We start from the raw sequence: 24,886 nt of genomic DNA on the forward strand, positions 1-24,886 counted from the left end.
GTCCTACTTGTCCTCTACCGCGTCGGGTTGGAGGGCATTCAAGCCCTTCCGGAACTTGATCACCGAGCGAGACACGAATTCGTCAGTGACTTGGGTATGTCCGTGCTTGAGAGCGTCGAGTGCGTCCTCGAGTACCTCGATCTGGTCGGCGATCAGCTTCGCGGTGTCGACTCGAAGAATCTCGAACGAGTTCGTGGAGCTCATTCGTTCACTTCTGCGCGCGTTGACTTCTTCGTCGAGAGCTGCGCGGACGCCTGATAGTTCGGTCTCGAGGTCCTCTACGCGAAGGCGGGCGGCTTCCAGTTCGCCTATGAGCCGGGCATTCTCGGCGTGGGCGATGTCGACTCGAGCAAGTGCGGAATCGCGTTCCGATTCGACCGCACGGATCCGCTCACGCGCGGATCCGACGATGACCGCTGCCGCTCGGCGCGTGCTCTTCGGGATCGTCGCGAGCTTCTCCCGATCAGCCGTCGTACCGGACTGAACAGTCACGGCATCCCAGACCTCGTCGGCTAGTGCGTCGATGTACTGCGGGAGATCCCATTGTGCGGCGGAACCGGCAAGAAGGACGACGATGTGAACCGCGTTGTCCTGCAATGCCTGCAATGCGGGGGCCTTCATCGACTCTCGGCCGTCGAATGGTCGGCCCACGAGATTCTCCACACGTACGACGGTCTGTGAAAGTGTCTCCGTATCGACTGTTTCCGTGCGGAGTTGCGCCACTCGGTCCTGGAGCGGTTCGTCGCCGATGAATGCTGGGTGCTGTGTCAGGATCCGCGCCGCGAGCTCGGTGATGTTCTTCCGTGCTGTACCGCTGAGCTCCGATTTCTCGGTTGTGAGTAGCAACGCGAGGGCAGTTGCGAGCTTGGTATCGCGCGAAGCGACAGCTGCGATACGGTCCTGAAACGGCGTCAAGTCGATTGACTTGGCGACAGCGATGCGTGCGGGACTGCTCCGTCGCATCTCGAACGGTCTGAGGTCGCCGTCGAGTTCCTCGATGTACCGGAGTAAGTCGCTGAATGATTCGACTGTATCGAGCGTCAGCTTTTCAGACGCCTCGCTCGAAGCAGGCGAGACGGCGGTCGGTTTCTGGGCGGGCTTGGAGGTTTCTCCCTCGGCGACCGGCGACGAGTCCTCCACCCGGACGGTCGCAGGAGCGTCGCCGGCCCCCTCAGCAGGGTTCGCGTTGTCTTCCTCGGCGTCCGAGGCGATCTCGCTGACATCCTGGCTGGTTGCGGAAGGTGTTGTCTCCTCGGTTGATGGCGCGACGGTGGCCGTTTCGCTGCTCGGAACCGAGGTGGCCACGTCTTCGGCCGGCTCGGCTACTTCGGCGACCGGTCCCGCGGGGGTGGTTGTGCAGTCATCTGGAACCTCGATCTCGGAGTCCGCGTGTGCTGCTTGGTCCGGTGTGGACTCGGCATTGGTCGCGTCGGTGGACGGCGACGCCGTCTCGGCCGCGGGAGACAGCTCGCCCACCGTGACCTCCGAGACGGCGTGTGCTGATTCAGCAACCGACTCTCGTAAGGCCGACTCTTCGTCAACTTCGGCGATTGGTTTGGGGGGACCGGCAACTTCCACTTCCGGAGCCTTGGTGATCTCGGACTGCGTGGGTGCTGTTTCGTCCGATGATGTCTCTGCGGCGGTCGGCTCTGTCGGTGTCGATGCCGCGGACGCCTCCGACGAGGAATCAGTCATCGTGATTTCGACTTCCGCCACGGCAGGAGTCGGTCCAGCAGAGGACTTGTGCTCGGCCGACTCTCCGTCGATTTCGGTGCGTTTGACGGGTTGCTGGACGTCGGCGCGCTTGCTGATGTCTCCCACGGGGGTGTATCCGCGATTTTGGTTGTTTCTGCGTCGGCGCCGGCCCGGCCCGAGATCGTTGGTTCGGGGTTCTCGGTCGGCGGAGCGGTCGGTTCCAGGAAGATCGGAGGAGCCGGTCGCGACCGAGGGCTTCGATTTGTTCCCGTAGTTCGGCCGTTGGCGCCTGTCCTCGCCGTCGCCGCGGGGACTGGCCGTCCCGTTATCGGGACGGCTCCCGTGCGGCTGTTCACCGTTTCGCTGCTCCTTGGAGGGGGCGGAGGATCGCTTGTCGGAGCGCCTGCGCTGGTGGTGCCCGCCGGAGTGCGTCGTTCCTTGCTTGTTGCCGGATTGCTTGGTGCGGTGGTCGGTCCCTTGACGTTGGGCATCCTGTGATTCGGTGCGTTGTCGCCCGTTGTGGTCGCGTTTCGATTCTGCGTGGCGGCCTTCGTTGTCGTGCGGCTTTGTGCGGTTTGCGTCCTGCCGCTTATGGGAGTGCTTGTTGCCGGAGCCGTGTTCCATGGGGGTCCTTCATCGGTAATGCAATCCAAACGGGCGTTCACCCAATGGTCGGGCAGACCATTCTTACTGCCCGCGCGTACGAGCGGTACGGCGCGGGGGTCTCCTGTGGCTAGATGATGTTCCGCGATGAAGAGTGCTGCCTTGGTCAGGTCGTATCCGTCCACCATCTCAAGGTCGAAGTTGGAGACCTCCGCGGAGCTTTCGGCGGACAACGGGAGACTGCACAGCTTGATGAGATTTCGAGTCCGATCATCCGCAAGCAACTGTTCGAGGTGGGCAGGTGTGCCGGGAACCTCGATCAGGTCTGCTGCGGTCGTCCGGACGGTCAGCATTCGGCCCAGTCGTTCCGCAACGGTCCCAAGGTGTGGGCTGAGGGCACGATGCGCGGACTCGCCGAAGTGATTGAAGTGAAACGAAATCAGGCTGGTGACGGCCAGCGCAGCTGGGCGGTGGATGTCACGAAGCATGTCGGCGGCCTTGTTCAGCTTTTCGCGATTCCGGACCTCGGCTGTGGCGTCGAGGACGTGCCCGCGCCCTGCGAGCCAATAGAGGTACTCGGTGATTCCTCCGGCGTAGTTCCGGGCTGTAGGGAAGGCGAGAGCGCGCTCGAAAAATGCGTTGATCGAGCTCGAGTTGGGGACTCCGTCTGCGATGAAGCGAGCAAGCTCGTCCTCTACACCGCGAAGATCTGCTTCGTCAGCGATAGCAAAGTCGAACTCGTATTCTCTCTGCGACCGGTCATTGCCCAATCGCACTTCGACTATCCCTTGACCGGCGGACAGAAGACGACCGACCTCATCGGGATCGACGTCGATTCCGTTCAGACGTGCCTTCGTGCAGTTCGTAAGCGACCAGTCCGCCGGATCCGTCCGAACTTGGACCAGCTCCCGTCTGTCCCCGCACGGTCTTCCTCGGAGGAGCAGAACGGGATGAGCAACGGGATGTGCCACGAACACGTGCTCCCGCAGTGCAGCGAGCGTAGTGAAGGTTGCGTCGCAGTCGGAGCACGGCAGGGCCGGTGGTGTCACGGGACGAGGAGGAGCTGCGTACAGCTCCTCATGGAAGTCCGCATATCCGGAAGACCAATGGGCCAAGGTTGATCCTGTCTACGTCAGTCCGATCGGAACTACATGACACTGAGGGAACGGGTTCCGGTAGGTTGCGGGGCTGCGCTCAGCTGCCCGCTCGGATCATCCGTCCTATCTGAATGAGCCGACCATTCGCCACGCCGAGGTCGAGGCACGCCTCGAGACGATCTCGACTCGGCCCGCCGAGTCGACTCTGATTGAAGAGAGCCATCGTCTCCCGGATCAGGGTCTCGACATCGAGTTCGCGACCCGTGCAAGCAGCGTTCATAGCATTGAGGATTTCCTCAGGCGCAATTTCGTTCAGTGAGCGAATTACATCGTCGGGAGTTGTGCGGAACCCCCGCCAGGAAGCTCGGTCCAGCTGGGGAGGCCATACGAACTTCCCCAATGGGGTGGAGTGAACCAGATCGGCCGGGACGCATTCTCCGACGAACTCCTTTCGTGCGGCTCCCACCCGCTCGAACCCGAAGCGTCTCGCAACGTCTCGTGTCAATCGGTCCAACAGGATCGGACCTTCGATCTCCACAGTTTCGCGCACCGCGTCGGTGATGATCCGCCGAATCGAAGCGGAGTGGACGCGGTCGAGGTCTTCGCGCTCCCCGAGCGGGGTAGTCGGCGCACAGGTGTAGGCAATGCCGCGACCATGCCAATCGCGTTCGGCGGAGGACGACGCCGGAGCTTCCTCGAAGTAGATCGTAGGAGTGGACGTCGTCGCGACACCTGCGACGAGCTCGTGCCGTTCCTCGGGGATCGTGTCGGGCACAAGCATCTGCTCGGGCTCACCCTTCGCGAAGGAGAGATCGGCCAGCGCCTCCAGGTTCTCGATGACGAGCTCATCCGCGGCACATGCTTCCGCCTCGGCGATCTTGATTGCGCGTGCCTCCGCTTCCCGCGCGAGCTGTTCCTCGTACTCACGCCGTCGTTCCCGCGCTGTGCCGACAGCAGCATCGATACGGTCGAGCACCGCTCCGGGATTCTCGATCCACTCGGGAAGCCACACCCGCACCGACGAACCCCAGTGCATCAGAGTTTCGAGCAAACGGGGAGTGAGGTCGCGGTCGGACACGGTCGGACGGCCGGCCCAACGCGGACCGTCCAGCATCACCGCGACCTGCCAATGATCAAAACCAGGTTCACGTACAACGATGTCGAGAACGAACTCGGACAGGCCGTAGTTCGTGGTCACCTCGTACCCACGCTCGGCGAGGGCCGTGCGAATGCTTCGTTGGACGGCGTCGACGTTGTCGTTCGTTGTCACCGACGGGTTCGGAGCCACCCGCTGCGCCGCCATCTCCAAGTAGCCGCGCAGATGCGCGAGTCCCACAGACTTCGTGCGCGACAGATCGATATCGGACGGATCGAACGACGTGAAGATCACGACCTTCCGACGCGCTCGCGTGATGGCGACATTGAAGCGCTTCTCGCCACCCGCCCGACTCAAAGGACCGAACTGGAGCGGCAACTGGGACTCACCGGGCTTCTTCGAGAACGCCGTGGTGAAGAGGATGACGTCGCGCTCGTCGCCCTGGACGTTCTCGAGGTTCTTCACGAAGATGCCCTCTTCCTTGTCAGGACGAAGCTGCTCGCGGACGAGAGGGTCGTCGCATGCCTCCAAGAGATCCTGGACAAGGACGCGTTGCTGGAGGTTGAAGGTGACGACGCCGATGCTCTGACCTGCCAGGCGCGGAGTGGCGAGGCGGGTGCGGATCTCCTCGACGATGGCTTCTGCCTCGACGCGGTTCGTGCGGTACCCGTCCTTGCGATTCTCACGGTTGAAGTGACCGTCGATACGTCGCCACTCGACACCTGCCGTGTCGTCCCCTCCGGGCGACGGAAGGCTCGCGAGCCGGCCTTCGTAGTACTTCTGGTTCGAGAAGTTGATGAGCGTCTCGTCCTGACTGCGGTAATGCCACGACAGCCACAGGCGTGGAACCCCGGACTCGACGCACTCGGTCAGGATGCTGTCGAGGTCCTCCGGCACGATCGTTCCGTCCTCGTCCGCCTCGTCGTCGTCGACCGCGCTGACCTGACCGAAGGACGACGGAGGCATCTGCTGCGAGTCGCCGACGATGACGGCTGCGCGACCCCGGCCGAGCGCACCGATTGCCTGTGCGACTGTCACCTGAGATGCCTCGTCGAACACGACCAGGTCGAATGTCGCCGATCCGGGCGGGATGAACTGCGCCAACGATGTCGGGCTGACGAAGACACAGGGTGTCGCCGCCAGGATGTGGTGCGAATACCGCGCCATGAGGTTGCGGAACGTCGCACCGCCACGTTTGCGTTCGAGCGCGCGGCGGAGTTCGCCTACCTCGCCCTGGAGCGCACCGGCCTGGAACGGCCGACGAGACAGCAATGCGGCCGGCAGCGCCTTGACCTGTTCTCCGCGTAGCGCGTCGGCACTACGCACGAAATCCGAGATCTCGCCGTCGCGCAGGGCGGTGGTGAAGTTGGCGACCCCGGTGGCGCGTCGCCGCTCGTCGAGCGAAGCACGTGCTACGCCGCGAATGAAAGCGACCGCCGCTTCGGCCGCGGGAATCCGTCCGGTGAGAAGGGCTTCGACGAAGTCGTGCAGTTCTGCGCGACGCAAGGGCTCGAGATATGCGGACATGCGTGACCACGCGAAGAATCGCTGAGAACCGCCGTACTGCGCCTCTTCTCGCACCGTGCGGCTGTCCCGCTGCCATGCCGTGAGCCAGTGGTCGCCGTTCGTCCAACGTGCTACATCGGTATCGGACGTTCCGAGAGTTGAACGCAAGCTCACCCATGCACCGGCAACCTCGTCGAGTGCGCGAATCTCGCGATCCGACAGGAACCCGACGGATTCGAGCTCCTTCCACAACTCCGGCGCCTCGTCGACAAAACGGACCGTGTCGTCGACGTATTCGAATACCGGCCGCAATTCGTCGGCACTCGTGGGGGAGAGTGGGTTCCAGGTTGCCGCAGCGAACGGACCCAGGAGATGGCGGACGGCTGTACGCAGGTGTGCTACCTGCTCGCGGGCCATGCGGATCATTCGTAGTAGCGGAAGGACGGCTTGCGGAACGAGGTCGGCATCCGGGTGTGCGAACGGCGCCAGGCTCCGCTGGAATTGCTCGGCCTTCTTCTTCTTGCCGAACAGACCCTTGTCGCACTCCTCCGCTTCGGTGATGAAGAAATCGACGTCACCCGACTCCAGGAACATTGGAACGAACGTGCGCAACAGCGGTGCGCAGTTCTGGTGTGCCCGGTCGAGGTCGGCAAACAAAGCATCACGTGCCGCGGCGAACTGGGGACTGCGCATCCACGCGAGCGTCGCCGCGTCAGGAACCTGACGCCCGAGCTGGCGACGCGCCGCGGGGAGCAGCGCAACGGCATCGTCGGGCGCCGCCACACGTTCGAGCAGTGCGCGTGTCCGGGAACTCTCCAAAGCAGCGTCGATCGCATCCGCGAATCGGCGAACAGCGAGGGAGACCTGCTGGTCTTCGATTCCCTGCGGAACGGATCCGGCCAGTGACCACGGAGAACCAGGGCGGATCTCCAGCGGCTGAGCTGCACGAGAGAAAAGTTCGAGGGTGTCCCGAATGGTGGCCCAGGGCTGAGTCGGCCGCGCAACGTACCAGCCGGGGATCGGCGCAACCGGTCCGTCGCCGACCTCCAGAACCGATTCGAAGGCACGCCACAACGAATGGTCGATGCCATTGCGGCTGTGGATCTTGTCGGGGTAGTCGGCGAGGGGTACCAGCTTGGACCTGAATTCGGCGACCTTCGCGTCCCAATTATGCGGGTTATAGTAGAGGTGATTGTCGATCGCAGCCTTGAGCTGATCGCGAATTGCGTTCGGGCTCTGACTTTTCCCGTGCAGATCCAGAGTGAAGTTGCGCAGGCCGACTTTCGTCAGACGCTTCTTCACCACGTCCAGCGCAGCCTGCTTCTCCGCTACGAACAGGACGGTCTTACCGCACCCGAGAGCGTGAGCGACGAGATTGGTGATGGTTTGGGACTTGCCGGTTCCGGGAGGACCTTCGATCACGAAGGTGCGCCCGGAAGCAGCCAGCGCAACCGCCCGAAGCTGTGACCCGTCCGCGGGGATGGGGACAGGGACGGACGCCTCGTCCACCTCCACACTGTCAAGGTTCTCGTTGCCCTGCGGGTCGAGGAACGACTCGCCGGCGTGGTGCGTGAGGTGCCGGACTATCGGGCTCTGCTCGAGGACGTCCCAATGATCGTTGAGGTCCTTCCACATCCCGAAGGTGCCGAACTGGCAGATCGCGACAGTGGCAATCTCGTCGACCCGCAGATCGATGTTGTTCTCGACGAGCGCTGCTCGAATACCGCGGAGCGCGTGAACAATGTCGAGGCCGCTGTCGTCCAGCTTCGGCGACTCGAGAGACTCGATCGACACGTTGTGCTTGAGACGAAGCCACTCGACGAGGCAATAGTTCGGAGTCGCGACCTCGGTGGTGTCGACGGTGATCTGGAACGGCTTCCGCCCGACGCCACCGACGAGACGGACTGGCAACAGGAAGAGGGGAGCGCGGGCCTCCACGCCAGTCGATGTCCGGTGGATGAGCGCGCCGAGGGTCGGTAGAGATTGGAGCTACCCGTTTCCTCGAGCATGGTCCGCGCTGTGCGGGCGAGTTCCTTGAACCGCTTGGCATACAGGTCACGCGAAATCGCGCCGTACATCCGATGGTCGTCCGCCAGATAGGACAGCAGCACGTCGGATTCGATCTCGGCCGCGCGACGCGCACCCCGCAGTTCGTGGATCGACGCCAGATCGTCGTGGGGGGTCAGGGTGATCGCGTCGCCGGCATGGATGATGTCGTCGAGAAGTGGGAGCCCGTCTTGAGGTACATGAAGATCGATGACCTGCGCGGACGGTTTCAGGTTCAACAGGCGGTTTCGGGTACTCAGATCGAGTAGTGCACGTTTCCACTTGCGAACCCTTGCGGGTGCACGGTCAGTGGTGTCGAGGACGACGTCGTCGGTAGCGCCGCGGACCTTCAACTCGTCGGGAAGCGTGAGGACGACGTCGTGAAGGCTGGCTGGCCGGGGTTGGGGCGCGGGCACAACCTCATCGGCGGACAGCAACGGACGGATACCGCTCTTCCTGGCGGCGACGACATCGACAACACCACACAAGGTGTCGGGAGACGCGAAGCGTTCTCGGGCGCGCTTCACCGCACCCTTGAATTCTCCGGCATCGGTCTGGTCGTAGTAGACCGCATCCACCGCCACGGCCTTGCCGGACTCGACCAGATTGACGAGCGCGTTCGGTTCTGTGATCGTCGCGTGAGGCAGGGAGGCATCATCGCTCAGGAAGCCAGCGAAAGCGTGACCCTGGACGAGCCAGAGCAAGGGTCGGAGCCCCGCCGCTTCGAGGCACGCGGCGTAGGTGACCGACAGGTCGACGCAGGTACCGAAGCTTTCGTCCAGAACCTGAGCGGTGGTGCGAACCTTCTGCCCTGTGTCCTCGAAAGATGCCGGAGGATTGATGTATCGGATTCCGCGCGACCGCAATGATGCGTAAATAGCAGCCGCGATGAGCGCGGCCCGCTCCGGCCCGTTCTGATATCCCTCCAGCGATGAATCACCGGTGTTCGTGCGTAGCAGTTCGGCTGCGTCGCTGAGGACGGATCGCACGGCCGACGTGTTGGGCTGGACGAACGCGGCCAGAGAATCGTAGAAGATCGGGGCGTTGAACCACTCGTTGTATGCGAGGACCTGAATCGGCATCGTCAGGTGGACGTCTGCTGCCCACATCCTCGACACGGTGACCGCAATCGTCGCCGGATGAGCTTCGTTCAGCGCACGCAGATAGGGTACTGCGGGCACAAAGTCCGTGAAATCGTCCCAGTAGGCGTCGGTGCCGTCGAGAAGTTCGCCGTCGTACGTGCGGGTCCAGGCCGGCGCGAGCTCCTCACCGTTGCCGAACAAGCGGACTGTGACCGTTGTGTCGACGGCCGGCTGACCGGACGCGTTCGTAACACGAAGCCCCCCGACCAAAGGGACGGAGTTGTGAACCAGTGCCAGGTTGACGGCTGGCTGGGTAAGCATCCGGACGACGAGTCCGGATTGCTCGGCCGTGTTCTCCTGCCACAACGACTCGTGTCTCACTGCTTCACTCCACCCCTTCTTCGAACAAGCAGACGTATATCAGCCGGAACCGACACATCGCCCACTCCCCCCTATCGGAGCGCAGCAGTCAAATGTGACATAAATCTATTGAAGCTGGTCAACGCCGTCAGTGAAGGGGTGCATACTCTCCCGGCATGACCGGATCGCGCACCGAAGACATCTTGCTGCCCAAGCGTCGTGTGTATGCCGCCGAGACGTGGGAGGAGCGGCATCGCGACGCTTGGGCCTCGTTCGCGGGTTGGCTTCGAGGGGAAATCTGGGACATCGACGGTCCGGCATCGATCGTGCTCGAAGCCGAACTCGGTGTGCGTACGGTAGGAGTGGAGATCGAGTCGCGGTCGGGCGGGCCGTCGCGCGTGGGCGTACCCGCCCGGCTACTCAACGAACAAGAACTCGAAAGGATACGTTCTTCATCTCGGTGGGAAGAGAAGTCGATGCGGGCGTCGGTCCCCACTCCCTCGGAGCTCGTCGAGTTTCGCTTGAAATCGGCCACCAGGGCTTTCGGCGTGCGCGACCTGGCTGAACTGTTCGAACGTGTATTCGCGCTTCCCCATCCCAATGGGACATCGGTGAGGATTATCGATCATACGACCGGAGGCATCCGTACCCGTCGTTTCGAACACCGCACCGTTCCGCCGGGGCGGGAAACTCGTCACTACTCGCTGATGACCGAGAGCGAATTGAACACCGCCGTCATCGTGCAGGACCGAAGTGAGCTCGGAAAACTGGTATTTCGTTCGCTGAAAAGGATGTTCGACGACAGAGTGAGATTGGTGGGTCCCGAGTCCTGGGAGATTCCGTTGGGGTCGCAGATGGTTCGGGTAATGGTCGGGCCATCTTATCCTCGGGTTCTGCTCATTGCGCCGAAGATGGCCCGTCCGTTCGGTTTTGCAGAGTTTCCCGAACGACGAGTGGAGATGTTGGTCAGGACCTCGTACCTGCGTTTCGTCGACGACGGAAAGCACTTGTCCGTCGTGGTGGATATTCCCGCCCACCCATTTGTGCCGCGACATCTTGACGACGCCGTCGGGCAGTTGCAGGACTTCATCAACCGTTGCAGGTCGGAATATGCCGCGGGAAAAGAGGGTCGGACGAGGTATCAAGCCCTATATCAGGACGGACCGCCAATAGTCGACGAGGGGGATGGCAAGGATGAGCCCCTCCCAGCTGCTCTCTTGGCTTTGATGCACCTAGACGAGGACGGAACTAAGGCGCTCGAGCCCGTCAAAGTTGCTCACGTATGCAACCACGATCGGGATGCCATCCTCGAGTATCTGCGCCTTGTGAAGGAACAGGAATTGGAATGGTTGGCGTCTGCGGATGGAGCGACCGCATCGGGGGATGCAGAGGAAGCTGCCTCGTGCAACCACGAAGCAGCAGCCTGGGAGAACACCTACCAACGCCTGCGGGCGGCTCTCGAAGTCACGGTGCTGCCCGGGAGCGGCGGGGCGTGCGAGGACTGCGCCGCAAAGGTCGGCAACCCGTAGACATTCGTACCGAGCGCGAAAGATGTTCGAGCGAGACTGCGAATAGCGCCGGGTTCTCGGGACTGCACGGTCGTTGTCGTGGGCAACCTGATACCCGAAGGGGACACCTTGGACCGGTTTCAACCTGCTGGAACAGGTCCAAGCCGTCGTCGACGGGTGCAAGCCTGAGCGCCGGGAGCGGCGATGCGCACCTAGAATCCGTGCGTGGGCAACAAGTCGGTCACCAGCTACGACGTCGCACGCGCCGCAGGTGTGTCGCAGTCGACGGTGTCCCGCGCCCTCCGGGGCGACCCCCGCGTCATCGAGGAGACCCGTGAGCGCATTCAGGCCCTGGCGAAGGAGATGGGCTACGTCCCGCACATCACGGCGCGGAGCCTGATCACGCGGCGGTCGTCGTCGATCGCGGTGGTCAGTGGTGACCTGCGGAACCCGTCGTATCCGACGCTAGTAAACACGCTGCAGGACCGGTTCGCGCAGCACGACTACCGGGTGCTGCTGATGAGCGACCGGACCGAGGGGTCGCTGGAGAAGGACATCCTGGCGCTGCGCGGCGGGCTGGTGGACGGGGTCGTGTTCATCTCGGCGCGGCTGGACTCGCCGATCGTGTCGGAGATGATCGACTGGAAGATCCCGCTGGTGATCCTCAACCGCGACGTCGACGGCAGCCAGGCCGGCCGGGTGGACCGGGTCACGTCGGACAACGTCGGCGGGGGCCGGCTCGTCGCCGACCACCTGGTCGAGCTGGGGCATCGGCGCATCGGGCTGATCTCCGGCCCGCTGGAGAACCCGAGCGTGAAGCTGCGCGAGACCGGCTTCCGGGAAGGCCTCGACAGGCACGGCGTCTCGCTGGACGAGACGCTCGTCCACCGTGGCGCCGTGGATGCGAAGACGGGCTTCGAGGGCGGCATGGAGCTGCTGAGCCGGCCGGACCGGCCGACGGCGGTGTTCTGTGCGACGGACTACATGGCCTACGGCACCCTCGACGCCACCAAGCGCCTGGGTCTCCTCGTGCCCGACGACGTGTCGATCGTCGGATACAACGACCTCGACGCGTCGGGCTGGTCGATGTTCGACTTGACGACGGTGCGGCAGCCGCTCGAGGACATGGCCTCGGCCGCCGCCGAACTGCTGCTCGCGCGGATCGACGGCGCGGCGGGCGCGCCGGTGCACCGGAACTTCGCTGTGGAATGGGTGCAGCGGGGGAGTGCGGCCCCTATCGGTCAACTGGGGCGTGCGGAGTCCGTCAAAGATCGTTAACCGGGGCAACAAGTCCGTTACCCACGTGCTCCGATCCGGCAATAACCCCTGCATACATTCGAAGTCATAGCGAGCAGGGCAGTGTTGCCCCACCGCTTCTTCGAATCCCCGCAGCTTCAGGAGCGACATGGAAATCGGCGTCTTCATCCCCATCGGCAACAACGGCTGGCTCATCTCCAAGAGCGCCCCGCAGTACATGCCGTCGTTCGAGCTCAACAAGACGATCGTGCAGAAGGCCGAGAAGCACGGCCTCGACTTCGCCCTGTCGATGATCAAGCTCAAGGGCTTCGGCGGCGAGACCGAGTTCTGGGATCACAACCTCGAGTCGTTCACCCTCATGGCCGGCCTCGCGGCTGTCACCGAGAAGATCAAGCTGTTCGCCTCCACCCCGATCCTCACCCTGCCGCCGGCCATGGTCGCCCGCATGGCGTCGACCATCGACTCGATCGCCCCCGGCCGCTTCGGCGTCAACATCGTGACCGGTTGGGCGCCCAACGAATACACGCAGATGGGCCTGTGGCCGGGCGAGGAGTACTTCGGCTACCGCTACCAGCAGGCCACCGAGTACGTGACCGTCATGCGGCAGTTGTGGGCCGACGGCGTCAGCAACTTCAAGGGCGAGCACTACACGATGGACGAGTGCGTCCTCTCGCCGAGCCCCACCGGCGGCGCCGTGCCGATCGTCGCGGCCGGACAGTCCAAGAGCGGCATGAAGTTCGCCTCCGAGATGGCCGACTACAACTTCATCATGGGCACGGGCATCAACACGCCCACCGCGATCTCCGACGCCACCGCCACCCTCGTCGAGGCGGCGAACAAGACGGGCCGCGACGTCGGCGCCCTGACCCTGTTCATGATCATCGCCGACGAGACCGACGAAGCGGCCCAGGCGAAGTGGCAGGACTACCACGACAACGCCGACCTCGCCGCCCTCGGCTACATGGCCGACCAGTCCGCCGCCGACGCCACCGCAGACGACGTCTCGACCGCCAAGACCATCTCCCTGCCCGAGGGCGCGGTGAACTTCAACATGGGCACCCTCGTCGGCTCGTACGAGACCGTCGCGAAGATGCTCGACGAGGTCGCCGAGATCGAGGGCATCAAGGGCATCATGCTCACCTTCGACGACTTCGTCGAGGGCATCGAGAACTTCGGTACCCGCATCCAGCCGTTGATGAAGAGCCGCACCACCGTTCAGGCCGAAGCCGCCTGACCCCGAGCGGCGGGTGGGGGCGCGTGCCCCGAGCCGCGCCCCCCCCCGCCACCCCACACCCGGAGGTTCCCTCTTGCATCCGCGCACCCTCGACGTCGCGATCGTCCAGGCCGGCGAACTCACCGAGGACCTCCTCGGCAACCTGGCCCGGCTCGCCGCCCTCGTCCGCACCGCTGCCGCACCCGACGCGACCGGCGCCGTCCCCGATCTGGTGGTGCTGCCCGAACTCGTCACCACCCCCTACTTCTGCACCAGCCACGACGTGGACCGCACCCCCTGGGCGCAGACCGTTCCCGGCGCGGCCACCACGCTGTTCGGCGACCTCGCCCGCGAACTTGGCTGCGCCATCGCCTTCGGGCTGTACGAGCGCACCGCCTCCGACGTCACCCACAACTCCGTCGTGCTCGTCGACCCGACCGGCGAGGTCGTCACCTGGCGCGCCCCCGACGGCGGCGCGGTGCCCGCCTACCGCAAACTCTCGCTGCCGGCGAGCAAGGTCGGCGACGTCGACATCGACGAGAAGTACCACTTCGCGCCCGGCCAGGCCCCGGCGACGGCCGACCTGTTCGGCACCCGCTTCGGCTGCGTGATCTGCTACGACCGCACCTTCCCCGAATACTGGGCGGTCGCCCGCGCGCTCGGCGCCGAGGTGATGCTCGCGATCGTCTCGTCCCTCGGCACCCGCGAAGACCTGTTCCTCGCCGAGCTGCAGACCCGCGCCCTCGAATCGCAGATGTGGATCGTCGCCGCCAACCGCGCCGGGCCGGAAACCCTCAACGGCGTGACCGTCGACTACTTCGGCCTCTCGTGCGTCATCGCCCCGAACGGCGAGATCGTCGCACAGGCACCCGCGCACCGGGCGGGGGAGACGCTGCGTTTCACGCTCGACCTCGACGCCGTCCCGTTCGTGCGCGCGGCGTTCCCGCTGGCCCGCGACCGTCGCCCCGACGTGCTGCGCCTGCTTGCCGACCTCACCGCCGGCACCGTCCGGCCCGCGCCGCTGCCTCGGCCGAGCGCCCTGCCGCTGGAGGTGAGCGGGTGACCACCACCGACTACCCCGACCTCACCGCCGCCGCGGCCACCACCGTCGACGACCTGCTGCCGCAAGCCCGCGCCGACATGACGCCCCTGCTCGAGACCTCCCGGCTCACCCCGCTGCCGCCCGCACCCGACGCACCGGCCACCGAGCCCGCCCACTCCGTCGCCCTGCTTGCCGCGAGCCCCGTCCCGCCCCCACCCCTCCCTGCCCCGGCATACCGCGCGCACACCGACGCGGCGCTGCACGACCTCGGAGTGCTCGACCTGCTCGCCGCCTACGCCGCCGGCACCACCACGCCCACCGCGGTGCTCGCCGCGCTGCGCGCCCGCTGGGCCGACCCGGCGCTCGTGGGCGGGGCGATCCTCGCCGTCGTCGACGGCGCCGACGCGGCCGCCGCCGAGTCCGACCGTCGCTGGCGTGACGGCACCGCCCGCCCGCTCGAGGGGATCTTCTTCGGCGTCAAGGACATCGTCGACGTCGCCGGCGCGCCCGTCACCGCGGGCTCGCACACCACCGGCGACCGCATCGCCGGCACCGACGCGACGGCCGTCGCCCGGCTGCGGGCCGCAGGCGCCATCCCTGTCCTGATCACCGCGACCACCGAATTCGCTTGCGGTGCCCCGCACAACGCCCGCTACGGGGCCGTCACCAACCCGTGGGACCGCAGCCGCTGGACCGGCGGCTCGTCGACCGGCTCGGCCGGCGCCCTCGCCGCGCGCCTCGTCCCGCTCGCGCTCGGCACCGACACCGGCGGCTCGATCCGCGTGCCCAGCGCCCTGTGCAACCTCACCGGCATCAAGCCCACCTACGGGCTCGTCCCGCGCACGGGCGTCGCGTCGCTGTCGTGGACCCTCGACCACATCGGGCCGATGGCCCGCTCCGCCGCCGACCTGCGCGTCGTCCTCGACGTCCTCGCCGGACCCGACGGCCTCGACCCCGCCGCGGCCCCGGATGCGGTGGCGCGGCAGGTGCAGGCCGGCCTCGCCGAACCGGGCACGCCCGGCGCGCCGTCGCTGGCGGGCGTGCGGCTCGGCATCCCCACCACGTGGTTCACCGAGCTGTGCGACGCGGGCGTGCTGGCCGCGTGGGATGCGGCCGTCGCCGCGCTGCGGGGCCTGGGCGCCGAGGTGGTGCCCGTCGACGTCCCCGACGCCCACCGCCTGCACGAGGACGTCACCATCGTGCTCACCTGCGAGCTCGCCGCCAACCAGGAGGGCGCGCTGGGGCGGTTCGCGCAGTACGACATCGGCACCCAGGTGCGCATCGCGCGCGGGCTGGTGCCGTCGGCGGTGGACTACCTGCGCTCGCTGCGCCGCCGCGCCGGCGCCCAGCGCGCGACGGTGCAGGCGTTCGACGCCGCCGGGATCGACGCGCTCGTCACCCCGGGCATCGGGGCGACGGCCGCGCGGCTGTCGGACGTCACCGTCGAGATCGACGGCGTGCGCCACCCCATGCAGTCGATCGTCGGCCGTAACACCGGCCTGTTCGACTACCTCGGCCTGCCCGCGGTGATGGCGCCGGCCGGTTTCGTCGACGGCCTGCCCGTCGGCGTGCAGATCGTGGGCCGGCCGTGGGCCGACGACACGTGCCTGCGCCTGGCGCAGGTGCTGCAGACCGTCACCGGCGTCCACGAGCGTCGCGCCGATGGATAGCGTTGCCGCACGGCATCATCCGCATCCGTGGCGGGTGTTCGCGGCCACCAGCATTGGCGTGGTCGCGGTATTTCTCAGCATCAGCGGCCTCACCGTCGCGCTGCCCACCGTCACCCGCGAGCTGGGGGCGTCGGCGGCGCAGTCGACGTGGATCCTGTTGGGCTACATGCTCGTCACCACCGCGCTGATCCTCGTGTTCGGCCGGCTCGCCGACATCGTCGGCCGGCGCCCGCTGTATCTGGCGGGGCTGGCGGTGTTCACGGTCGCGACCGGGCTGTGCATGCTCGCCCCGACGGCCGGGTGGCTGATCGCGGCACGGGTGCTGCAGGGCGTCGGGGCGGCGGCCGTCGTCACCAACAACACGGCGCTGCTCACCGACACGTTCCCGCCGCACAGCCTGGGCCGTGCCCTCGGCTGGAACGCGACCGTCGCGGCCATCGCGCAGGTCGTCGGGCCGGTGATCGGCGGTGCCGCGACGGCCGCGTTCGGCTGGCGCGGGCTGTTCGTCGTCGTGCTGCCCGTGGGGGTGCTCGCGATCGCGTCGTCGCTGCTGGTAATCCCGCGCGGGGCTCGCCGTCGCGTCGAGCGTGAGCCGTTCGACCTGGCCGGCGCGGTGCTGTCGACCGCGTTGCTGACCGCCGTCGTGCTGGCGCTGACGCCGGGGGTGACGTCGTCGCCGGGGTTGCCGTGGGTGTGCGGCGCGGCGAGCCTGGTGCTCGGCGCGGTGTTTGCGGCGGTGCAGATCCGTCGCACCCACCCGCTGGTGGACCTGACGCTGTTCCGCAACCGCGGCATCGCGCTCGTCCTCGTCGCGGTGCTCGTCAACGCCGTCGCCACCTACGCGGTGACGCTGCTCGTGTCGCTGTACGGGCAGGCGGTGGGCGGGATCTCGGCCGTCGCGGCCGGGCTGCTGGTGATGCCCGTCGCGGTGGGCACCGTCGTCGCGGCCGCCGCCGCGGGCTCGCTCATGCTGCGCTTCACCCCGCGCACGCTGACCGCAACGGGCATGGCGCTCAACGCCGTCGGTCTGCTCGGCGTCACCGCGATGCTCTCGCCGGACGGCGGCTCGCTGGGGGCGACGGCGCCGTTCCTGTTCGTCCTCGGCTGCGGCACCGGCCTGTTCATGACTCCGAGCACCAGCGCGCTGATGCTCACCGCGCCCGCGGAACGTCGCGGGATCGCCAACGGGCTGCGCTCGACGCTGCAGAACGTCGGCTACCTGCTCAGCACCGCGCTGGCGCTGGCCGTCGCGACCGTCGGGCTCAGCGCCACCGCGCGGCAGGCCGCGTACGGCGGCACCCTCGGCACCCTCGGCAGCGCCGAACTCGCGCGGTTCGTCGACAACGTCCGCGCGGTGGGTCTGGCCTTGGCCGTCGTCGCTGCCGCGGGCGTCGCGGTGTGCCTGGCCTTCCCGCGACGGGACGTCGCCACGCCCGCGGTCGTGCGTCCCCTCGAACCCGTCACCACCCTGAAGGAATCCGCATGACCCTCGCCGATCGCACCGCCCAGGCGGCCGACTACGCCCGCGCCGGCTTCGGGCAGGAACTTCAGCCCGGCACCCGCCCGGCCCTGATCGTCGTCGACCCGGCCCGCGCCTACATCGACCCCGACTGCCCCTTGTATGCCGGGGTGGAGGAGAACGTCGCGGCGATGCGCACGCTGCTCGCCGACGCCCGCGCCGCAGGAATCCCCGTCGTGATCACCGAGGTGCGGCTGCGCGCCGACGGTGCCGACGCCGGGGTGTTCTTCAAGAAGTCGGGCACGCTCGTCGCGTTCTGCGAGGGCAGCCCGTACGGGGAACTCATCGACGGCCTCGAGCCGACGTGCGCCGAGCTGCTCGTGACCAAGAAATACGCGAGCGCGTTCTTCGGCACGTCGCTGAACTCGTACCTGACGTCGCTCGGGGTGGACACCGTCCTCATCGCAGGCCTGTCCACGAGCGGCTGCGTGCGCGCGACGACGCTCGACGCGATGCAGCACGGCTACATCCCCATCGTCGTGGAAGACGCCGTGGGGGACCGGGATCCGGCCATCCACCACTCGAACCTGTTCGACATGCAGCAGAAGATGGGCGAGGTCTGGCCGCTGACCCGCGCCCAGTCCTACCTCGCCCGTGCGTGATTCCGGTAGCTCTGGCTACCAGAAACGCGCACGGGCGGCGGAGCCGCACGGTAGTTAACACGAACGAACCAACGGTGTTGCCGGACGCAACACGACGATCGATACATTCGAAGTCATCGACCGCAAGGGCCGGCTCCGCAACGTCGCGCCCCGCCTCTCGTCGAACGCAGCCTCTCGTCGAACCTCCTCTTCCCCTCCAGGAGAACCCATGCGCCCCAACCTTCCCGGCCGCGCCGCGATCGCCGCGCTCGCCCTCACGGCCGCCCTCGGTCTCGCCGCATGCAGCAATTCCGGCTCCGGCGGCGGTGACGTCTCCGCCGCCGACGTCGCCGCCGGCATCGAGTACGCCCGCGCCCAGCTCGCCAAGTACGCGGCCGACCCGGAGTTCACGCTCGAGGCCGAGCCCTTCCCGATGCGGAACATCGCCGGCAAGACGATCTTCGCGATCCCCACCAACAGCGAGAACCCCTACAACGTCGCGGTCGACGAGGAATCGAAGAAGGTCGCCGAACGCTACGGCGCCACCTGGATCGAATACACCAACCAGGGCCAGCCCGCCCAGTGGGCCACCGGCGTCGAACAGGCCGTCAACCAGCGCGTCGACCTGATCATCCTCTCGCAGGGCATCGACGCCTCCCTCATCAAACCCTCCCTCGAAAAGGCAGACGCAGCAAACATTCCCGTCCTGCTCACCCACACCATCCTGCGCGGCGAGCCGCTGCCCGCCGACCTCGAGGACCTCGTCGACGCCACCACCGACGCCCCGCTCGCCGAGGCCAACCGTCTCACCGTCGACTGGATGATCGACCGGACCGAGGGCGAGGGCAACGCCCTGATCATCACCTCCAACGAGGTCCCGCCCGCCAAGGCCGAGGTCGCGGCGATGGAGGACGAGATCGCGCAGTACTGCCCCAGGTGCGAATACAAGATCGTCAACGTGCCCGTCGCCGAGTGGGCCACCAAGATCCAGTCCGAGGTGCAGTCCGCCCTCTCCGCCGACCCCACCATCGACTTCGTCCTGCCCATCTACGACTCGATGTCGCTCTACGCCCAGTCCGGCATCAAGGCCGCCGGCAAGACCGGACAGGTCGAGATCTCCTCGGTCAACGGCACCCCCGCCGTGCTGAAGATCCAGCAGGACGACGGCATCGTCACCATGAACGTCGGCGAATCCATCCCGTGGCTCGCCTGGGCCACCATGGACCAGGCCGGCCGCCTGCTCCTGGGCTACGACCCCGTCCCGAACGGTGCCCAGCAGACCCCGCTCAAGCTCATCACCGCCGACAACATCGACGAGACCGGCATCCCGCCGCAGCCCAACAGGGGCTACGGCACCGCCTACGTCACCGGCTACGAGGCCCTCTGGGGGTCCAGTGAGCAGCCCTGACCCCATCGTCAACATCGTCGGCCTGTCCAAGACCTTCGGCAGCCACACCGTCCTGAAAGACGTCGGCCTGACGATCCACGCCGGCGAGGTGCACGGCCTGCTCGGCGAGAACGGCTCCGGCAAGTCCACCCTCATCAAAGTCCTCGCCGGGTTCCACGCCCCCGACCCCGGCGCCGCCCTGCAGGTCCGCGGCCGCGACGTGCCCCTGCCCGTCCCCGCCGGCGCGTTCCGCGACATCGGCATCAGCTTCGTCCACCAGGACCTCGCCCTCGTGCCCGACCTGTCGGTGGTGGAGAACCTGCGCGTCGGCCCCGTCGTCGCCGGCTCGCGGCCGTGGATCTCTTGGCGGCGCGAGAAGTCCACCGCCCGAGCGCTGTTCGACCGCTTCGGCCTGGACGTCGACCCCGACGCGCCGGTGTCGAGCCTCGGCGAGACCGACCGCGCGCTCGTCGCGATCCTGCGGGCCGTGGAGGAGCTCGGCGACCGCCGCACCCTCCTCGTCCTCGACGAGCCGACCGTGTTCCTGCCCCGTGAGGGCACCGACCTGCTGTTCTCCGTTGTCCGCGAGATCGTCGCCGACAAGAAGGCCGCGGTCCTGTTCGTCTCGCACGACCTCGACGAGGTGCTCGACCACACCGACCGCGTCACCGTCCTGCGCGATGGCGTCTCCCAGGGCACCCATCGCACCCGCGACCTCACCGCCGCCTCGCTCATCGACCTCATCGTCGGCCGCAGCCTCGACTCCGCCGACCCCCGCGTCGCCGGTCCCGTCCGCGACTTCGACGACGCGGCGCCGCTCGCGCGGATCGAGGAGCTCGAGACCGCGACCGTCGACGGGATCGGCTTCGACGTGCGGCCCGGCGAGATCGTCGGCCTCACCGGCATCGCCGGCTCCGGCTACGACGACGTGCTGCCCGTCCTCTACGGGGCCCGTCCGGCCCGCGGGGGACGGTTGGCGCTCGGCCCCGACACCGTGGCGCTGCAGACGATCACCCCGATCGACGCGCTCGACCGCAAGGTGGTGTACGTGCCGCCGGACCGCAAGGTCGAGGGCAGCGCACCGGAGCTGACCGTCGCCGAGAACGTCACCCTGCCGATCCTCGGAGCGGGCCTGGTCAAACCAGGCGCGCTCAGGGCCGTCGCCGGGTCCCTCGCCGAACGCTGCGACGTGCGGCCCCGCGACCCGCAGGCCGTCTACGGTTCCCTCTCCGGCGGCAACCAGCAGAAGGCCCTGCTCGGCAAGTGGCTCCAGACCGACCCGGCGCTGGTGCTGCTCGCCGAACCCACCCAGGGCGTGGACATCGGTGCCCGCGCCCGCATCTTCGAGATGCTCCGCGAGACGGCGCGCGGGGGAGCGGGCATCGTCGTCGCCAGCTCCGACTACGAGCAGCTGTCGGTGCTGTGCGACCGCGTCCTCGTCTTCTCCCGCGGCCACATCGTCGCCGAACTCACCGGCGACCACCTTTCCAAGCACCACATCTCGGACAGCGTCCTCGGACTGACCCGACAGGAAGTGAAAGCCTGATGTCCGTCACCCTCGACAAGACCACCACCACGAAAACGCCCGCCACCGTTGCAGAGTCGACCCGGCCACGCGTCGCGCTCGGCCCGCTGGTCGAGAAGTACGCGCTCGTGCTGGCCCTCGTCGCCATCGTGCTCGTGTTCAGCGCGCTGCGCCCCGAGATCTACCCGACCGCGAACAACCTGCAGAACATCCTCGGCTCGCAGGCCGTGCTGCTCATCCTCGCCCTCGGGCTGATCGTGCCGCTCACCGCCGGCGAGTTCGACCTCTCGGCCGTGTCCACCATGTCCCTCGCCGCAATGACCATCGCGGTGCTCAACGTCCAGCAGGGCTGGTCGCTGCCGCCGGCCATCGCTGTCGCCGTGCTCGTCGCGCTGTTCGTCGGCATCGTCAACGCCGTGCTCGTCGTCCGGCTGCACATCGACTCGTTCATCGCGACGCTCGGCAGCGGCACCGTCGTCCTCGGCGTGGTGCAGTGGATCTCCGACTCCACCTCGGTCACCGGCATCGACGCCGCGCTCGTCGACGCGACCATCGGCACCCGCCTGTTCGGGGTGTCGCTGCAGTTCTACTACGCCCTCGCCCTCGTCCTGCTCACCGCGGTGATCTTCCAGTACACGCCGATCGGGCGCCGGCTGCTGTTCGTCGGGCGCGGCCCGCAGGTCGCGCGGCTCAGCGGCCTGCACGTCGACCGCATCCGCGGCGGCGCGCTCGTCACCTCCGCGCTCGTCGCAGCCCTGGCCGGCATCGTCTACGCCGGCATGCTCGGCGGCGCCGACCCGTCGTCCGGCCAGTCGTTCATGCTCCCGGCGTTCGCCGCCGCATTCCTCGGCGCCACCGCGATCGTGCCCGGCCGCTTCAACGCCTTCGGCACCCTCGTCGCGGTGTACTTCCTCGTCGCCGGGGTCGTCGGCCTGCAGATGCTCGGCGTCGCCAGCTTCGTCCAGCAACTGTTCTACGGCGGCGCACTCGTCGCCGCCGTCGCCCTCTCCGGTGCGGTCCGTCGCCGCACCGCCTCCCGATCCGCGCGCTGAGCGCCCGACCGAAGGACACCCGCCATGAAGACCACCGTCGTCGCCGGCAACCCCAAGCCCGGCTCCCGCACCCTCGACGCCGCCACCCTCCTGGCCACCGAACTCACCGGCGCCGCACCCGACCACGTCGTCGACGTGATCACCCTCGGACCCGGCCTGCTCGGCTGGGGCGACGACGCCGTCAAGGCGGCGGTGGACACCGTCGCCGCCTCGGACCTCGTGGTCGTCGCCAGCCCCACCTTCAAGGCCACCTACACCGGCATCCTCAAGCTCTTCCTCGACCAGTTCGCCACCGGCGACGGCCTGCGCGACGTCACCGCCGTGCCGCTCATGCTCGGCGCCGGCCCGGCCCACGCCCTGGCCCCCGACCTGCTGCTCAAGCCGGTCCTCGTCGAACTCGGTGCCACCACCCCGGCGCCGGGTCTGTACCTGCTCGACTCCACCTACACCACCGACACGCGGATCGCGGACTACGCCCAGCGCTGGGCTCCGGTCCTGCGGTCCACTCTCCGGACGGAGGCCCGATGACCACCCTGACCCTCGACGGCGCCGCGCTGCGTCGCGCCTTCGCCCACATCCCGTCCGGGGTCGTCGCGATCTGCGCCGACACCGGCACCGAACGCCTCGGCATGGCCGCGAGCACGTTCGTGCCGGTGTCGTTGGATCCGCCGCTGGTGGCATTCTGCGTGCAGAACACCTCCACCACCTGGCCGAAGCTCGCGGCACGACCGCGCCTCGGCATCAGCGTCCTGAACTCCGACGGTGCCGCCCGGGTGCTCGCGGCCAAGGACGGCGACCGGTTCGCCGGCATCGACACCGAAACCCGGGACGGGGGAGCGCTGTTCGTCGCCGGCTGTAGCGTCCGGCTGGACGTGTCGATCGAACAGCAAGTGCCCGCGGGCGACCACGCCATCGTCGTGCTGCGGGTCCACGAACTGCACTGCGACGACTCCGGCACCGAGCCGATCGTGTTCCACCGCAGCGCCTTCCGCCGGCTGGTGGCGTCGTGAGCCGGATGGAGGCGGCGCTGTCCGCACTGCGCGCGGGGCGGCCCGTCCTCGTCGCCGACGACGCCGACCGCGAGAACGAGGGCGACGTGATCCTCGCCGCCCACCATGCGAGTCCGGAGTGGATCGCGTGGACCGTGCGGCACACCTCGGGCCTGCTGTGCGCACCGATGACCGGCGCTCGCGCCGACGTCCTGGACCTGCCGGCGATGGTGACCGACAACCAGGACCCGAAGCAGACCGCGTACACGGTGACCGTCGACGCCGCGCGCGGGGTGAGCACCGGCATCAGCGCCGCCGACCGCGCCACCACGCTGCGGGTGCTCGCCGACCCCACCGCCACCGCCCGCGACCTGATCCGGCCCGGGCACATCCTGCCGCTGCGCGCCCGGCCCGGCGGGGTGCTCGAACGTCCCGGCCACACCGAGGCCGCCGTCGACCTGTGCGCTCTCGCCGGGCTGCCCCAGGTCGGGGTGATCGCCGAACTCGTCGCCGACGACGGGTCCATGATGCGCATGCCCGGCATCGAGGACCTCGGCGCCCGGCACGACCTGCCCGTCCTCACCGTCGCGGAGCTGATCAACTACCGCGCCGCGCACCCGCTGCCCGCAACCGTGGTGCCGGCCGGGAGGGTGATCCGCGCCGACGAGACCGTGATGCCGACCCGGTTCGGCACCTTCCGTGCCGTCGGCTACCTGGACCGGCACACCGGTGCCGAGCACCTGGCGCTGCTCGCCGGCGACCCGGTCGACGGGGCGCTGGTGCGGGTGCATTCGGAGTGCCTGACCGGGGAGTCGTTCGCCTCCCAGCGCTGCGAATGCGGCCCGCAGCTCGACGCCGCCCTCGAGCGTCTCGCCCACGAGGGCGGGGTGCTGGTGTATCTGCGCGGGCACGAGGGCCGTGGCATCGGACTGCTGAAGAAGCTGGCCGCCTACCGGCTGCAGGACGGCGGCCTGGACACTGTGCAGGCCAATCTGGAACTGGACGAACCCGCCGACGGCCGCGAATACGGCGGTGCCGCCGCGATCCTGCACGACCTCGGTGTGCGGTCGGTGCGGCTGCTCACCAACAACCCGGCCAAGATCTCCGGGCTCGAGGACAACGGCATCGTCGTGTCGGGGCGGATACCGCTGCACGTGGGCAGGGCCCCGGCGAACGTGCGGTACCTCGAGGCCAAACGACGGCGGATGGGGCATCTGCTGCCCGCTGCGGAAGGCTGAGGCGCAGAACGGTATCCGCGCGTCGCGCAGTCATCCGCACGTTCAATTGTGGGAGCGTATGACTGACGGTGGAGCGGCTGTGAATGTCACTCAGCGGCTGCGTGACTCGAACTCGCCTAGGGCGGCGACGATACGCGCGACAGTGTCTTCGATCCGGCAAGCTCCAGAGATGGACTCGGAGCGAGGCCGCGGAGCTCGTCCGGCGCGCCGGCGGACACGTGAGGATGCCGTCGGCGACTCGACCACGCTGCTCGTGCGAGGGGACGTCCGCAACGGACTGAACGAGTCCGAGGGACGCAAGCTGTACGCGGTGCGGGAGCGCCTGCGGCTCGGGCAGAGGATCTCGATCATCGGGCAGACGGGCCTCGAGCGTCTGCTCGGACAGCGGCACGGCTGACCGGAACGAGCCACGGGGATCAC

The 24,886-nt window shown here is 67.5% G+C and carries 18 protein-coding genes; 15 read left to right on the forward strand and 3 right to left on the reverse strand.

Features of this window, described 5'->3' with window-relative positions:
* Positions 1-3: 3 nt before the first annotated feature.
* Positions 4-1,821: a hypothetical protein gene (locus tag LZP97_RS03695; RefSeq protein WP_152693021.1), complete on the reverse strand. Its 1,818-nt coding sequence runs from the start codon at positions 1,819-1,821 to the stop codon at positions 4-6.
* A gap of 611 nt (positions 1,822-2,432) precedes the next feature.
* Here LZP97_RS03695 and LZP97_RS03700 point away from each other — a divergent pair.
* Complete coding sequence (locus LZP97_RS03700; protein WP_152693020.1) at positions 2,433-3,419, forward strand: hypothetical protein; 987 nt, start codon at positions 2,433-2,435, stop codon at positions 3,417-3,419.
* 73 nt (positions 3,420-3,492) lie between these two features.
* Here the strand turns inward: LZP97_RS03700 and LZP97_RS03705 are convergent, their stop codons facing one another.
* Entirely contained in the window at positions 3,493-7,632 is a 4,140-nt protein-coding gene (locus LZP97_RS03705) for a DUF3320 domain-containing protein (RefSeq protein ID WP_234575103.1), read from the reverse strand.
* Entirely contained in the window at positions 7,581-9,506 is a 1,926-nt protein-coding gene (locus LZP97_RS03710) for a DUF4011 domain-containing protein (RefSeq protein WP_234574972.1), read from the reverse strand. The genes LZP97_RS03705 and LZP97_RS03710 overlap by 52 nt, the downstream gene beginning before the upstream one ends.
* Before the next feature lie 155 nt (positions 9,507-9,661).
* On the opposite strand from LZP97_RS03710, the gene LZP97_RS03715 reads away from it, so the two are divergent.
* The 14 genes from LZP97_RS03715 (at position 9,662) to LZP97_RS03780 (ending at position 24,863) form a co-directional block, all read left to right on the forward strand.
* Positions 9,662-11,014 carry a T3SS (YopN, CesT) and YbjN peptide-binding chaperone 1 gene (locus LZP97_RS03715; RefSeq protein ID WP_152693019.1) on the forward strand — a complete coding sequence of 451 codons (1,353 nt, stop codon included), beginning with the start codon at positions 9,662-9,664 and terminating at the stop codon, positions 11,012-11,014.
* A 204-nt stretch (positions 11,015-11,218) separates the two neighbouring features.
* Entirely contained in the window at positions 11,219-12,271 is a 1,053-nt protein-coding gene (locus LZP97_RS03720; RefSeq protein WP_048772991.1) for a LacI family DNA-binding transcriptional regulator, read from the forward strand.
* 127 nt (positions 12,272-12,398) lie between these two features.
* Entirely contained in the window at positions 12,399-13,484 is a 1,086-nt protein-coding gene (rutA, locus tag LZP97_RS03725) for a pyrimidine utilization protein A (protein ID WP_048772989.1), read from the forward strand.
* Between the two features lie 73 nt (positions 13,485-13,557).
* Positions 13,558-14,526, forward strand: a complete 969-nt coding sequence (locus tag LZP97_RS03730; RefSeq protein ID WP_048772986.1) for a carbon-nitrogen hydrolase family protein — start codon at positions 13,558-13,560, stop codon at positions 14,524-14,526.
* Positions 14,523-16,175, forward strand: coding sequence for an amidase (locus LZP97_RS03735; RefSeq protein ID WP_048772983.1), 1,653 nt, complete (start codon positions 14,523-14,525; stop codon positions 16,173-16,175). The genes LZP97_RS03730 and LZP97_RS03735 overlap by 4 nt, the downstream gene beginning before the upstream one ends.
* On the forward strand, positions 16,168-17,661 hold the full coding sequence (locus tag LZP97_RS03740; RefSeq protein ID WP_048772981.1) for an MFS transporter: 1,494 nt from the start codon (positions 16,168-16,170) through the stop codon (positions 17,659-17,661). The genes LZP97_RS03735 and LZP97_RS03740 overlap by 8 nt, the downstream gene beginning before the upstream one ends.
* Positions 17,658-18,296: an isochorismatase family protein gene (locus tag LZP97_RS03745; protein ID WP_048772979.1), complete on the forward strand. Its 639-nt coding sequence runs from the start codon at positions 17,658-17,660 to the stop codon at positions 18,294-18,296. The genes LZP97_RS03740 and LZP97_RS03745 overlap by 4 nt, the downstream gene beginning before the upstream one ends.
* Before the next feature lie 208 nt (positions 18,297-18,504).
* Positions 18,505-19,683, forward strand: coding sequence for a sugar ABC transporter substrate-binding protein (locus LZP97_RS03750; protein ID WP_048772976.1), 1,179 nt, complete (start codon positions 18,505-18,507; stop codon positions 19,681-19,683).
* Positions 19,670-21,208, forward strand: a complete 1,539-nt coding sequence (locus tag LZP97_RS03755) for a sugar ABC transporter ATP-binding protein (RefSeq protein ID WP_048772974.1) — start codon at positions 19,670-19,672, stop codon at positions 21,206-21,208. The genes LZP97_RS03750 and LZP97_RS03755 overlap by 14 nt, the downstream gene beginning before the upstream one ends.
* Positions 21,208-22,239 carry an ABC transporter permease gene (locus tag LZP97_RS03760; protein ID WP_048772972.1) on the forward strand — a complete coding sequence of 344 codons (1,032 nt, stop codon included), beginning with the start codon at positions 21,208-21,210 and terminating at the stop codon, positions 22,237-22,239. Before LZP97_RS03755 ends, LZP97_RS03760 begins: the two co-directional genes overlap by 1 nt.
* A 24-nt stretch (positions 22,240-22,263) precedes the next feature.
* Positions 22,264-22,767 carry an NADPH-dependent FMN reductase gene (locus tag LZP97_RS03765; protein WP_048772970.1) on the forward strand — a complete coding sequence of 168 codons (504 nt, stop codon included), beginning with the start codon at positions 22,264-22,266 and terminating at the stop codon, positions 22,765-22,767.
* Positions 22,764-23,249: a flavin reductase family protein gene (locus LZP97_RS03770; RefSeq protein ID WP_043797283.1), complete on the forward strand. Its 486-nt coding sequence runs from the start codon at positions 22,764-22,766 to the stop codon at positions 23,247-23,249. Before LZP97_RS03765 ends, LZP97_RS03770 begins: the two co-directional genes overlap by 4 nt.
* Positions 23,250-23,254: 5 nt before the next feature.
* Positions 23,255-24,466, forward strand: a complete 1,212-nt coding sequence (locus LZP97_RS03775; protein ID WP_048772966.1) for a bifunctional 3,4-dihydroxy-2-butanone-4-phosphate synthase/GTP cyclohydrolase II — start codon at positions 23,255-23,257, stop codon at positions 24,464-24,466.
* 169 nt (positions 24,467-24,635) lie between these two features.
* Entirely contained in the window at positions 24,636-24,863 is a 228-nt protein-coding gene (locus LZP97_RS03780) for a hypothetical protein (RefSeq protein ID WP_048772959.1), read from the forward strand.
* Positions 24,864-24,886: the final 23 nt, after the last annotated feature.

The sequence above is a fragment of the Rhodococcus sp. DMF-1 genome (genome assembly GCF_021441945.1).
Lineage (GTDB): Bacteria > Actinomycetota > Actinomycetes > Mycobacteriales > Mycobacteriaceae > Rhodococcus > Rhodococcus ruber.

Bases quoted from the DNA above. Each gene is read 5' to 3' on its own strand.
- LZP97_RS03715 (WP_152693019.1), top strand. From the start codon at position 9,662: ATGACCGGATCGCGCACCGAAGACATCTTGCTGCCCAAGCGTCGTGTG.
- LZP97_RS03700 (WP_152693020.1), top strand. From the start codon at position 2,433: ATGATGTTCCGCGATGAAGAGTGCTGCCTTGGTCAGGTCGTATCCGTC.
- LZP97_RS03780 (WP_048772959.1), top strand. From the start codon at position 24,636: ATGGACTCGGAGCGAGGCCGCGGAGCTCGTCCGGCGCGCCGGCGGACA.
- LZP97_RS03765 (WP_048772970.1), top strand. From the start codon at position 22,264: ATGAAGACCACCGTCGTCGCCGGCAACCCCAAGCCCGGCTCCCGCACC.
- LZP97_RS03745 (WP_048772979.1), top strand. From the start codon at position 17,658: ATGACCCTCGCCGATCGCACCGCCCAGGCGGCCGACTACGCCCGCGCC.
- LZP97_RS03740 (WP_048772981.1), top strand. From the start codon at position 16,168: ATGGATAGCGTTGCCGCACGGCATCATCCGCATCCGTGGCGGGTGTTC.
- LZP97_RS03760 (WP_048772972.1), top strand. From the start codon at position 21,208: ATGTCCGTCACCCTCGACAAGACCACCACCACGAAAACGCCCGCCACC.
- LZP97_RS03775 (WP_048772966.1), top strand. From the start codon at position 23,255: ATGGAGGCGGCGCTGTCCGCACTGCGCGCGGGGCGGCCCGTCCTCGTC.
- rutA (WP_048772989.1), top strand. From the start codon at position 12,399: ATGGAAATCGGCGTCTTCATCCCCATCGGCAACAACGGCTGGCTCATC.
- LZP97_RS03770 (WP_043797283.1), top strand. From the start codon at position 22,764: ATGACCACCCTGACCCTCGACGGCGCCGCGCTGCGTCGCGCCTTCGCC.
- LZP97_RS03750 (WP_048772976.1), top strand. From the start codon at position 18,505: ATGCGCCCCAACCTTCCCGGCCGCGCCGCGATCGCCGCGCTCGCCCTC.
- LZP97_RS03705 (WP_234575103.1), bottom strand. From the start codon at position 7,632: ATGTGGAAGGACCTCAACGATCATTGGGACGTCCTCGAGCAGAGCCCG.